This is a genomic window from Maritimimonas rapanae, from assembly GCF_057837205.1.
The window spans coordinates 303,192-315,396 of sequence record NZ_JBYQFI010000002.1 but is presented as its reverse complement, the minus strand read 5'-3'; the positions used below and the strand labels follow the sequence as shown (position 1 = coordinate 315,396).

General features: G+C 31.6%; 9 protein-coding genes. 5 read left to right on the top strand and 4 right to left on the bottom strand.

Annotated features, from left to right (window positions below; all coding sequences use genetic code 11):
• Positions 1–27: 27 nt before the first annotated feature.
• On the top strand, positions 28–1,140 hold the full coding sequence (locus AC3IF2_RS11455; protein ID WP_489167405.1) for a glycosyltransferase: 1,113 nt from the start codon (positions 28–30) through the stop codon (positions 1,138–1,140).
• Here the strand turns inward: AC3IF2_RS11455 and AC3IF2_RS11450 are convergent, their stop codons facing one another.
• Positions 1,141–2,025, bottom strand: a complete 885-nt coding sequence (locus AC3IF2_RS11450) for a glycosyltransferase (RefSeq protein WP_489167403.1) — start codon at positions 2,023–2,025, stop codon at positions 1,141–1,143.
• Positions 2,026–2,034: 9 nt separating this feature from the next.
• Positions 2,035–2,706, bottom strand: a complete 672-nt coding sequence (locus AC3IF2_RS11445) for a cell division ATP-binding protein FtsE (protein ID WP_489167401.1) — start codon at positions 2,704–2,706, stop codon at positions 2,035–2,037.
• A gap of 92 nt (positions 2,707–2,798) precedes the next feature.
• On the opposite strand from AC3IF2_RS11445, the gene AC3IF2_RS11440 reads away from it, so the two are divergent.
• The 4 genes from AC3IF2_RS11440 to AC3IF2_RS11425 all read left to right on the top strand — a co-directional run bounded on the left by AC3IF2_RS11440 (position 2,799) and on the right by AC3IF2_RS11425 (position 10,062).
• On the top strand, positions 2,799–3,878 hold the full coding sequence (locus tag AC3IF2_RS11440; protein WP_489167399.1) for a Kelch repeat-containing protein: 1,080 nt from the start codon (positions 2,799–2,801) through the stop codon (positions 3,876–3,878).
• Positions 3,863–5,089 carry a peroxiredoxin family protein gene (locus AC3IF2_RS11435; RefSeq protein ID WP_489167397.1) on the top strand — a complete coding sequence of 409 codons (1,227 nt, stop codon included), beginning with the start codon at positions 3,863–3,865 and terminating at the stop codon, positions 5,087–5,089. Before AC3IF2_RS11440 ends, AC3IF2_RS11435 begins: the two co-directional genes overlap by 16 nt.
• A gap of 163 nt (positions 5,090–5,252) precedes the next feature.
• A complete protein-coding gene (locus tag AC3IF2_RS11430) occupies positions 5,253–8,279 on the top strand; it encodes a tetratricopeptide repeat protein (RefSeq protein WP_489167395.1) in 3,027 nt (1,008 codons plus the stop codon).
• 46 nt (positions 8,280–8,325) lie between these two features.
• Positions 8,326–10,062: a TonB-dependent receptor gene (locus tag AC3IF2_RS11425; protein WP_489167393.1), complete on the top strand. Its 1,737-nt coding sequence runs from the start codon at positions 8,326–8,328 to the stop codon at positions 10,060–10,062.
• Between the two features lie 81 nt (positions 10,063–10,143).
• Here AC3IF2_RS11425 and rfbB read toward each other — a convergent pair whose 3' ends face one another.
• Complete coding sequence (gene rfbB / locus AC3IF2_RS11420; RefSeq protein WP_489167392.1) at positions 10,144–11,190, bottom strand: dTDP-glucose 4,6-dehydratase; 1,047 nt, start codon at positions 11,188–11,190, stop codon at positions 10,144–10,146.
• Positions 11,191–11,192: 2 nt separating this feature from the next.
• Entirely contained in the window at positions 11,193–12,203 is a 1,011-nt protein-coding gene (gene galE, locus AC3IF2_RS11415; RefSeq protein WP_489167390.1) for a UDP-glucose 4-epimerase GalE, read from the bottom strand.
• Positions 12,204–12,205 lie beyond the last annotated feature (2 nt).

Genomic DNA, 12,205 nt, shown 5'->3' with positions numbered 1-12,205 from the left:
CATTCGCTTAAATCAATTTAACCTGTTTTGCAGCGAATACTAGTTTCTGTTACTAATGATCTTGTTACCGACCAACGAGTAGCTAAAGTCTGTGCCGTTTTAACAGAAATGAATTATGAAGTTTTACTAATTGGAAGAAAATTACCAGAAAGTTTACCAATATCTAGGCCATATAAGACAGTTAGAATGCAATTGCTTTTTAATAAAGGATTTTTATTTTACGCTGAATATAACTTGAGGCTATTTTTAAAACTTCTTTTTATCAAAAAAGGCATTTTATTAGCAAATGACCTTGATACCTTATTGCCCAATTTTTTAGTGAGTAAGATCTCTAGAAAAAAATTAGTTTATGATAGTCATGAATTGTTTACTGAAATACCAGAGCTTGTAAGTAGACCAAGAATAAAGGCGGTATGGGAATTTATAGAAAAGAATATTTTACCAAAACTTAAAAATGTATATACGGTTAACAAAACTATAGCTGAAATATATAAGAATAAGTATAAAGTTGATGTAAAGGTTATCAGAAATATTGCTGCTAAATACAAGTTGAATGAAATTGAAGAAGACTTTTCTAAGATCATAAAAGGTGATAAAAAAATGCTCATTTTACAAGGATCTGGGATTAATATTGATCGTGGTGCAGAAGAAGCTGTAGAAATGATGCAATACCTTGAAAATGTTATTTTATATATTATTGGAGGAGGAGATGTTTTTGATAGGTTAAAGCAAATGGTTAAGAGTCTAAATTTAAGTAATAGCGTTTTTATTAAGGATAAAATGCCCTATGACGAATTGATGAAATATACTCAAATTGCAGATTTTGGACTTTCTTTAGATAAAGGAACAAACCTTAATTATGAATATGCTTTGCCTAATAAAGTGTTTGATTACATACAAGCTCAAACTCCTTTAATAGTTTCTAATAGAAAGGTAGTAGCTAACTTGGTTAAGGAAAACAAGATTGGTTTTGTTGTAAAAAGCCAAGAACCAAAAAAAATGGCAAAAGAAATTTCAGGGATTATAAATAATCAAGCTTTAATAGAAGAATATAAGCTTAATGTAAAAAAAACTTCTGAAAAATATACTTGGGGAAAAGAGTCGATAAAACTAAGGGAGATATTTAATAATTTAAAATGATCATTTTTTAGCGATACTACATAAATATCCCAATCGATAAAAATCAAATAAAAACAAAAATGGTCTGTTAGAAGTTAAATTCTTTTCAAGTGAATTTTTAGTGACTTTAAAGAAAAATGCAAAAGGTCTTGTTAATCTAGTCGATTGTAGCTTAGAATAGAAGTGCAATAATTTCACATTTTGTTTTTTTATTAATCCTTTTCTGTAAAGCTTCAATAAATTTTTAATGCCTTTATTTGTTTTATTAATAAATGTATAGGCGTCTTCAAGACCCAAATGAATAATGGGGTTATTAATATGCTTAATTTCTATCCCTCTATTTTTTAGATCATTAGAGAAAAGAAGGTCTTCATATCCGTAATCAACAATATCTTCGTTAAATTTAACTTGATTATAAGTTATTTTATCGATAAGGAAATTTGAAGAAAAAAAATATCGATATGAATTTGTATTCCTTATATAAGTTTTTATTTCTTCTCGGTTTTTACCATAAACCCATCGTAATAATTTTGATTTTTCAGGTTTTTGATCTACATATAACACGCCTCCACATAAAACTCGTTTATCTTTTTTATTTAAATAATCATTTATAAAAGTTGACTTTTTAGGAATAACATCACCATCCAAAAAAAGTAATTTTTCATATTTAGCATTCTCAGCTAACAAGTTTCTAATCCTACTTCTTCCAATATTTTCATTTAACACCTTGAATTTGCAAAAACTTAATGTATTTATTTGTTCGTTTTTTGTGTTTAATTCACTGTTTGAAGCATCATCAAAGCAAATGATTTCAAACTCTAAATTAGAGTTTATTAATTGGACGTGAATTTTTTTGACTAGGTCAAAGGAATTATAGTTGTATGTTGGTATGAGAACTGAAATCACAAGATTAGATCAAACTACCTCAAAAACCTTTTCTCCCTCACATTTTATAGTCTTGTGAGGATATTTTAGGATCAAAGCATAGTCATGTGTAGCCATTAAAATGGTTTTACCACTTTTACTTATATCTTCTAAAACACTCATAACTTCTAGAGAAGTTTTCGGATCAAGATTCCCAGTAGGTTCGTCAGCTAAAATCAATTCAGGGTCATTTAATAGAGCACGAGCAATTGCAACTCTTTGCTGTTCACCACCAGAAAGCTGAAAAGGCATTTTAAATCCTTTGGTTTTCATGCCTACTTTTTCTAATACCTCATTAATTTTTATTTTCATTTTTCCAAGATCTTTCCAACCAGTAGCTTTTAAAACAAATAATAAATTATCATGTACATTTCTGTCATTCAATAATTTAAAATCTTGAAATACTATACCCAATTTTCTGCGTAAGTAAGGGATGTCCTTTTCCTTCAATTTAGGTAGATCGAACCCGACAATGTTTCCTTCACCTTTTTGCAATGGTAAATCTCCATAAAGAGTTTTCATCAAACTACTCTTTCCACTTCCGGTTTTACCGATTAAATACATAAAGTCACCTTCAAAAACATCTAAACTAATATCAGATAGAACCATATTTTCTTGCTGAAAAATAAAGGCGTTTTTAAGATGTAAAATGGGTTTAGGCATACAATTTTGTAATTTGAAGTTACAAACTTACTGTTAAAATTTTAAATAATAAAAGGCATTTTTAGAATGCTAATAATTCTATATTTGATTTTATGAAAGCATCACAAAGAATAATATTTTTTCTTGTTATGGCACTTGCGCTATGTACTTTAAGCTGTAATAGAGAGCAAGAAGAACTACCAAAAAATTGGAAAGTTCAATTATTAAAGAATATACCAGAAGCGATAACAAACAATGCTGTTTCTGAGGGGTTTATTAATGGTAAACCGTATGTTTATTCTTTTGCAGGATTGGATAGCAGCAAAGAATATACAGGAATACATTTACGATCATATAAATACAATGTCACAAATAAAGTTTGGAAAAGAATAACTAATCTACCAGACACGCTCGGTAAAATTGCCAGTGCAGCGAGCAGAGTAAAAGATACCATTTATATTATTGGAGGTTATCATGTATTTAAAGATCATACAGAATTGTCTTCTAATAAAGTTCACCGATATGATATTACAAATAACCGTTTTTTAGAAGATGGTGCTCCAGTTCCGGTTCCAATAGATGATCAAGTACAGGCCGTATGGCGAAACAAATTGATATATGTTGTTACAGGTTGGTCAGATAAAGAAAACATGCCTAATGTGCAGATATATGACCCTAAAAATAACTACTGGACTCAGGGTACACCGACACCAAATAATCACACGTATAAATCTTTTGGAGCTTCAGGAACTATAGTTGGCGATACTATTTTCTATTTTGGCGGAGCCTCTATGGGTAAGTATTATCCTATTCAGAATGTGTTACGAAAAGGAGTAATAAATCCAGAAATTCCATCAGAGATTTCATGGTCGCATCAGGTTTTAGATTCGTCAATAGTTGGTTATCGTATGGCTTCAACTTCAGTTAAAAATTCGCTGCATTGGATCGGCGGTAGCACAATTACCTATAATTATAATCCTATTGCATATAATGGTTCAGGCAAAGTGAGTCCTTCGAATCGAGATTTAATTTATAAGAATGGAAAGTTTAAGCAAGATTTTTCAAATAAATTTCCAATGGATTTGAGAGGAATCGCAGAAATTAACGACTCAACAAAAATCATTGTTGGAGGCATAGAAAAAAACCAACAAGTAAGCAACAAAGTATATTTATTAGAATGGACAGACAAATAATAAAGCCTATAGCTATCATCTTTTTAGCAATATTATCATTTTCATGTAAAAAAGAGATAAAATCAGTTGAATTAAATGAAGGTATTTGGCGAGGTGAAATACACATGCAAGATCAAAAATTACCTTTTAATTTCGAAATTTTAAAAGCTAATGAAGATTATACAATTAATTTAATTAATGCAGAAGAGAATTTTGCTTTAGATGAAGTTAATATAGTTGATGACTCATTATTTATAAGGTTACATATTTTTGATATCGACTTAAAAGCTAAAATAAATGAAGATTCATTAAATGGTTACTATATTAAGAACTATAAAGAGAATTATAAACTACCTTTTACCGCAACCCATAATAAAACTAAGCGATTTGACGATTTAAAAAGCTCCTCAAATTTTGATGGTAAATGGCAGATCATGTTTACAGAAGATGACGGTAAGACGTTTCCTGCTGTAGGGATTTTCAAACAAGAAGGAGATCTCATGAAAGGCACTTTTTTAACGGAAACAGGAGACTATCGTTATTTGGAAGGTAAAGCATCAGATGAGTCTATGAGTCTATATACATTCGATGGGAATCATGCTTTTATATTCAATACCGCTGTAGAAGGAGACTCTATTAAAGGTGAATTCTTATCTGGTAAAGATTATCGAGCTACGTTTACAGGATATAAAGATGAAAATGCAAAACTGACAGATGCAGATAAATTAACCTTTTTAAAAGAAGGTTATAACAAAGTAGAGTTTTCATTCCCTGGGTTAGATGGAAATTCTGTTACTCTAAACGATGAAAAATATCAAAATAAAGTAGTGCTATTACAAATTTTTGGAACCTGGTGCCCTAATTGTATGGACGAAACCATATTCTACTCAGATTGGTATAATAAGAATAAGGATAAAGGCGTAGAAATTATTGGCTTGGCATACGAAGCCAAAGATAATTTCGAGTATGCTAAAGCTCGCGTAGAAAAAATGAAAGAGAAATACAATGTCGATTATGATTATGTAATCGCTGGTGTTTACGATAAAGAAACAGCAGCTAAAACATTACCGATGCTTAATCATGTGTTATCTTTTCCAACCACTATATTTATTGATAAAAAAGGAGAAGTCCGCAGAATCCATACGGGTTTTTCTGGACCTGCAACTGATAAATATTATGAAGATTTTGTAGATGATTTCAATAACTTTATGAATCAATTAATTTCTGAATAAAGACACTTTGGCGCGATATATGTATTTCAGCTATCGTTAATTTTAACATTTTTTTCTTAACAAAATGTTATTTTAATTAACAATTATACAATTTCAAAATAATTAAGCGTTGTTTAATTTAGGTATGATACATTTTATCGTGCTTAAAAAAGATACCCTCAAAATGAAGCATAGTAATCGCCTTTTGGCAATCTTTTTCGCGTTCTCTTTTTTTTTAGTTTTTGCTCAGAAATCTGACATTTATACAAACTCACTTAAAGAATACAATCATGCGGTAGAACTCTATAATAATAGAGATTTTGTAGCTGCTAAACACTTATTTAATAAAGTAAAATCAGATTTTAGTAACGATTCTGAGCACAAAGCGAATTGTGAGTATTATGCTGCTTTTAGCACGATACAATTGGGCGATAGTGATGGTGATAAAATGATGCGTGATTTTGTAGAACGTTATCCAACAAGTACAAAACAGAATACTGCATTTTTAGAAGTAGGTGATTATTATTTTAAAAATGCCAATTATCCTTACGCTCTAAAATGGTATGGTCGTGTAGAAACTCGAAATTTATCGATTGGTCAAGAAGAAGATTATAATTTTAAGTATGCTTATGGTTTATTTGCGGTTCGTAGTTATAAACGATCTAAAGAATATTTTCAGAAACTGTTAAACTCTCACGAATACGGTTCGCAAGCAAAATACTATTATGGATTCATAGCGTATCAAGCTGATGATTTCGATAATGCTAATCGCTATTTGAGTGAAATAGCCGATGATTCAGAGTTAGGTGATGATGTACCTTACTATATGGCAAACATCAAATTCAAGACTGGCGAGTTTAAAGAAGCTATCGAAGTGGCAAAACCTTTTCTAGCTAAGGCAGATAGAAATCAACATTCAGAAATATCAAAAATTATTGGTGAAAGTTATTTCAACTTAGAAAAGTATGAAGAAGCGATTCCTTATTTATTAGATTATAAAGGAAAGCGTCGTAGATTTAAGAATACTGATTATTATTATTTAGGATACGCATATTATAAGCAAAAAGATTACGAGAATGCCATTTCATATTTCAATAAAATTGTTGGAGGTAATGATGCAGTTGCACAAAACGCCTATTATCATTTGGCAGAGTGTTATTTAAAAACAGAACAAAAAACAGAAGCTCTAAATGCATTTAGAAATGCATCTTCAATGGAGTTTAATAATGATATTAAGAAAGATGCATGGCTAAACTATGCTAAGTTGAGTTACGAAGTAGGTAATCCATACAAAAGTGTGCCAGATGTTTTACAAGAATATTTGGATCTATATCCTCAATCTGAAGTAAAAGATGAAATAGAGGCATTACAGATAAGTGCTTATGTCACCTCAAAAGATTTCGCTGGAGCACTCGAAGCATTAAAAGATAAAAAAGATGCTGATTATAGAAAAACATATCAAAAAGTAGCATTGTATAGAGGTATGCAGTTGTTTAATGAAGACGATCTAGATGGGGCAAAAGAACATTTCGACATTGCTATTAATGAACCCCGAGATGTTAAAATAACGGCTAGAAGTACCTATTGGAAAGCCGAAGCCGATTATCAGCAAACAAATTACAATGATGCATTGGTTGGTTTTACTCAGTTTGAAAACATGAACGATGTAGCTGATCTTTCAGAAAGTGGACAACTAGATTATAACTTGGGTTATGTGCATTTTAAATTGAAAGATTACAGTCAAGCTGGAAATAAATTCAGAAATTATATAAGCTCAAGCCCTAGTGATGAAGGGCGATTAAGCGATAGCCAAGTTCGTCTAGGAGACACTTATTTTGTAGATAGCAAATATAGAAGAGCGATAGACGAGTATAACAAGGTTATTAATGCAAAAGGACAAGCAATAGACTACGCACATTTTCAGCGCGCTATGAGTTATGGTTTGATAGGTAAAAACGATGATAAAATAGTTGATCTCACAGAGTTTTTGGCGACACATAGAGGTTCATCTTTACGAGACGATGCTTATTATGAGTTAGGGAATTCATACACAAAAGCTAATAAAACAGATGAAGCAATTGAGGCATACGATAACTTAATGAAATATTACAAACGTAGTTCGTATGTGCCGAAGGCATTATTAAAACAAGGATTGATTTATTATAATGTAGAGCAAGATAATCAGGCACTAGATAAGTACAGACGTGTTGTAAAAGAATACCCCAATACAGATGAAGCTAAGCAGGCAGTAGCAAACGCACGTCAGGTTTATGTCGATTTAGGCCGTGTAGATGAATACGCAGATTGGGTAAAAGATATCGATTTTGTTGAGGTTACAGATAATGATCTTGATAATGATATGTACGAATCTGCCGAAAAACAATATTTACAAAATAATAGAAAAAGAGCAATTTCTGCATTTAGAAAATATATAGAACGTTTTCCTAATGGGGCACATGCTTTAAATGCTAATTTCTACTTAGCAGAATCTTTATTTGCAGAAAAACAACAATCAGAATCTACCAGACATTACCAATATGTAATAGACCAAGAGCGGAATGAATTTACTGAGCAGGCTTTATCAAAACTTGCTCAAGTCTACTTAGAAGGTGATAATTGGAAGCTAGCAATACCAGTACTTGAGCGTTTAGAGGAACAAGCAGATTTTCCTCAAAATATCACTTTTGCTCAAAGTAATTTAATGAAAGGGCATTACGCATTAGAACATTACGAAGATGCTGTTTCTTATGCAGAAAAAGTTCTAAAACGTCCAAAATTAGAAAAGCGTGTGCGTTCAGATGCCAAGATTATTATTGCTAGATCAGCTTTTAAAACAGGTGATGAGGCTAAAGCGCAACAAGCTTATAAAGAAGTAGAAAAAATTGCTAGTGGTGAGTTAAAGGCAGAGTCATTGTATTATGATGCTTATTTTAAAAACAAAGAAGGCAATTACAAAAATTCTAATACAGTTGTACAAAAATTAGTTTCAGATTACGCAGCTTACAAATATTTTGGAGCGAAAGGATTGATCATTATGGCTAAGAATTTTTATGAGTTAGATGATGCATTTCAAGCAACCTATATTTTAGAGAGTGTAATTAAGAATTTTAAAGATTATGATGATGTTGTGCAAGAAGCTAAAGCTGAATTACAACGTATAAAAACTGAAGAATCTAAAACCAATGAGTCTGTAAACCCAGACGGAAACTAAAAATCAACTTGTCATTCTGAGTGTTAACGAAGAATCAAAAAGAAACATGAAACATAAAATTTTAATCATATTCATATTAATTGCATCAATTTCTTTTGCTCAAAAAAGACAAAAAGACACCATTGATACCGAGGTAATTAATGTAGTTAGACCATATTCGCCTACGGTTTCAGATGCATTTAAGATTAAGGCAAATCCAGAAATAAATGATTCAACTATTACGAAGAAAAAAAGTGTGAGTTATTCTATTTTTTCGATTCCAGTGGCCTCAACTTTTACTCCTGCTAAAGGAAAAGCAAAAGTACTTCGTGTAGACCCTAGTGCTCCTGTTTATGATAACTTTATAACTGGAGGATTTGGTAATTTTGGCACACCCCAAGCTGAAGCTTTTTTTAGAACCAGTAACACCCGATATAATAATTTTGGTGGATTTATTAATTATCATTCATCTAAAGGAGGAATTGACGACGTAGTTTTAGATGATGATTTTTCAGATGCCAGAATAGATTTGTTTTATAAGCAAGAGGAGCGTGATTTCGATTGGCAATTAAATGGCGGTTTTAGATTACAAAAATATAATTGGTATGGTTTGTCTGACGAGATAAACTATACGTCAGATGTAATTAATAATATCACAGAAGATTTAAGCTATACCGATGTTTACCTTGGTGGAATGGTTAATTATGAAGATTCTTTCTTTCAAGGAGGAACAGTTGAGGCTTATAGCTTTACAGATGACGAAGCTAGTTCAGAAATTTATTTGTTGGCAAAACCTAAAATCGAATTTCCTATAGTAACAGAATTGATTAATGCAGAAGCACGGATAGAATTTTTAAGAGGTAAATTCTTTCAAAATTATCAAGCTACAGACGATTTAAGCTATACTTATTTTAATGCTGGTTTTAATCCTAATTTTGAAGTGTTAAGAGATAATTTAACGATTAATTTAGGAGCAAATTTAGTTTATAGTGCTGCATCTGGGGTTAGCGAAAGTAAAGGATTTATTTATCCTAAAATAACAGCTTCATATATTTTAATAGACCAGGTATTAACGGCTTATGCAGGCGTTGTTGGTGATTTACATCAAAACTCATTTAGAGGTTTTACTAATGAAAATTCATTTGTTTCACCAACTTTAAATGTGTTAAGAACGGATGAGCAATACAATGCTTATGGAGGCCTAAAAGGTAAGCTAGCTTCAAACGTTGGCTACAATCTTAAAGGAGGTTATAAAAGTGAAAAAGCGAAGCCATTATTTAAATTAAATCCATCAAAAACAGATGGCGATGATATTGTTGTAAAGGGTTATGAAGCAGCCAATTCATTTCAAGTAGTTTATGATGATATAAAGACGATGTATGCTTTCGCGGAAGTAAGTGTAGACTTTTCTAAAACGTTAAAGTTTGGCGGAAATGTAGAGTTTAATAGCTTTTCTACGACTAATCAAGCAGAAGCCTGGAACTTACCAGAATTAAGAGCAACGGCATTTGCTAATTATACCAACGATAAATGGTTTGCTGGAGCAAATCTATTTTTTGTTGGCGAACGAAAAGACGAGGTTACTTTCTTAATTCCGAATGTAATTACGCAACCAGAATCAATTGCTATTACTAACGGAAATTATATGGATTTAAATCTTAACGGAGGTTATAAATTCACAGATAGACTAACAGCTTTTGCAAAAGTTAACAATGTTTTTGGAAGTAATTACCAAAAATACACGAACTTTGAAGTGCAAGGCTTACAGTTCTTTGCGGGGTTGACCTATAAATTCGATTTTTGATAGTATAAAAAAATAGTCATTTTAAGTGGCGTTGTGTGTTTTACTCCTTTTCCCTTTTTACATAACGCTGCTTAAGTGACATTAAGAATACATTTTAGTGTAGTATTCTTTATAAGCTCCAGAAGTTACATTATTAAGCCAATTTTCATTTTCTAAATACCAATCTATAGTTTTCGACAAACCTTCTTCAAAAGTTACAGAAGGCTCCCAACCTAATTCCTTGTTTAGTTTAGATGCATCAATGGCATAACGTCTGTCGTGTCCTGCTCTATCTTTTACGTATGTAATTAATTTGGCTGATGATCCTTTTTCACGACTTAATTTTTCATCCATTTGCTCGCACAATAGGTGAATAAGATTAAGATTCGTCCATTCGTTAAAACCACCAATATTATAAGTTTCTCCATGTTTTGCTTTATGGAAAATTAGATCAATCGCCTTAGCATGATCTTCAACAAATAACCAATCACGCGTATATTGACCATCACCATAAACAGGCAATGATTTATTATTCTTTATATTATTAATGAACAATGGAATTAATTTTTCAGGAAACTGATTAGCCCCGTAATTATTTGAGCAGTTACTAATAATAAATGGCATCTTATAAGTATTACCAAACGCTCTAACTAAATGATCTGAAGACGCTTTAGAAGCTGCATATGGTGATTGAGGGTCGTAAGATGTTGTTTCTGTAAACAGCCCAGTTTTTCCTAAAGAGCCATAAACTTCATCAGTTGAAACATGATAAAATAATTTACCTTCATAACTGTCACCACAACTATCTCTAAAAGCATTCATCAAATTTGCTGTACCTATTACATTAGTTTCTATAAAAGCATTTGGATCAGTAATTGAACGATCTACATGACTCTCAGCAGCAAGATGTATAACTGCATCAAATTGATACTTATTATATAGGTCATTTAAAAAATCACCATCTTTTATATCTCCTTTTACAAAAGTATAATTATCAGCTTGAGCAACATCGTTGATGTTTTCTAAATTTCCTGCGTAGGTTAAGGCATCCAGATTATAAATGTGATAACTAGGGTATTTTTTTACAAATAATCGAACTACATGTGATCCTATAAATCCCGCACCACCAGTAATTAATATCTTCTTCATTCTTATAAGTTTAATTGCCATTTCCATGCTGAGGCAAGAGCCTCACCTAAAGAAAGATTAGCTTCCCAATTTAATTCTTTATTTGCCAATGAAGTATCGGCATATGCAGCAGTTATATCGCCTTCTCTACGGTCGACAATTTTGTAATTGAGCTTACGATTTGATACTTTTTCAAAGGCATTAATCACATCAAGTACAGAGGATCCTTTACCTGTGCCAACATTAAAAACTTCAAAAGAAGCTTTATTCTTGCTTTCTAGCAATCTGTTTAAAGCTGCAATATGTGCTTTTGCTAGATCAACTACGTGAATATAATCACGAATTGCAGTGCCGTCTTCTGTTGGATAATCTCCTCCAAATACAGATAATTCTTCTCTAATTCCTGCAGCGGTTTGTGTAACATATGGAATCAGATTTTGAGGAACTCCAATTGGCAATTCACCAATTTTAGCACTTTCATGTGCTCCAATTGGATTAAAATAGCGTAATGCTATTGAATTTAAGTTAGTAGCTTTAGCTGTATCTTTTAAAATGTCTTCACTAACCTTTTTTGTGTTTCCATAAGGGGATTCAGCCGGTTTGGTCGGGGCATTTTCTGTTATAGGTAATTCATCAGCTTGACCGTAAACAGTACACGATGAGCTGAAAATAAAGTTAGAGATATTATTGGTTAACATTTCCTCTAACAAATACACAAGAGTAGAAATGTTATTGTGATAATACAATAAGGGCTTCTCAACACTTTCTCCCACAGCTTTAGAAGCTGCAAAATGAATAACACCTGATAGACCAGTATGCTTTTTGAAAAATTGTTTTAAAGAATTTTGATCTTTTAGATCTAATTGAACAAATTCTGGTTTTATATTAGTAATTGAAGTAATTCGGTCAAGAACTTCTATAGAAGAATTAGATAAGTCATCAATAATAATAACTTCAAAACCTTCATTTTGTAGTTCAACTACAGTATGAGATCCAATAAAACCTAAACCACCAGTTACTAAAATCTTTTTCACAG

What these genes read in the sequence shown, in the direction of transcription:
- AC3IF2_RS11445 (WP_489167401.1), bottom strand. Translation starts at nt 2,706, where the DNA reads ATGCCTAAACCCATTTTACATCTTAAAAACGCCTTTATTTTTCAGCAA.
- AC3IF2_RS11440 (WP_489167399.1), top strand. Translation starts at nt 2,799, where the DNA reads ATGAAAGCATCACAAAGAATAATATTTTTTCTTGTTATGGCACTTGCG.
- AC3IF2_RS11435 (WP_489167397.1), top strand. Translation starts at nt 3,863, where the DNA reads ATGGACAGACAAATAATAAAGCCTATAGCTATCATCTTTTTAGCAATA.
- AC3IF2_RS11430 (WP_489167395.1), top strand. Translation starts at nt 5,253, where the DNA reads ATGAAGCATAGTAATCGCCTTTTGGCAATCTTTTTCGCGTTCTCTTTT.
- AC3IF2_RS11425 (WP_489167393.1), top strand. Translation starts at nt 8,326, where the DNA reads ATGAAACATAAAATTTTAATCATATTCATATTAATTGCATCAATTTCT.
- rfbB (WP_489167392.1), bottom strand. Translation starts at nt 11,190, where the DNA reads ATGAAGAAGATATTAATTACTGGTGGTGCGGGATTTATAGGATCACAT.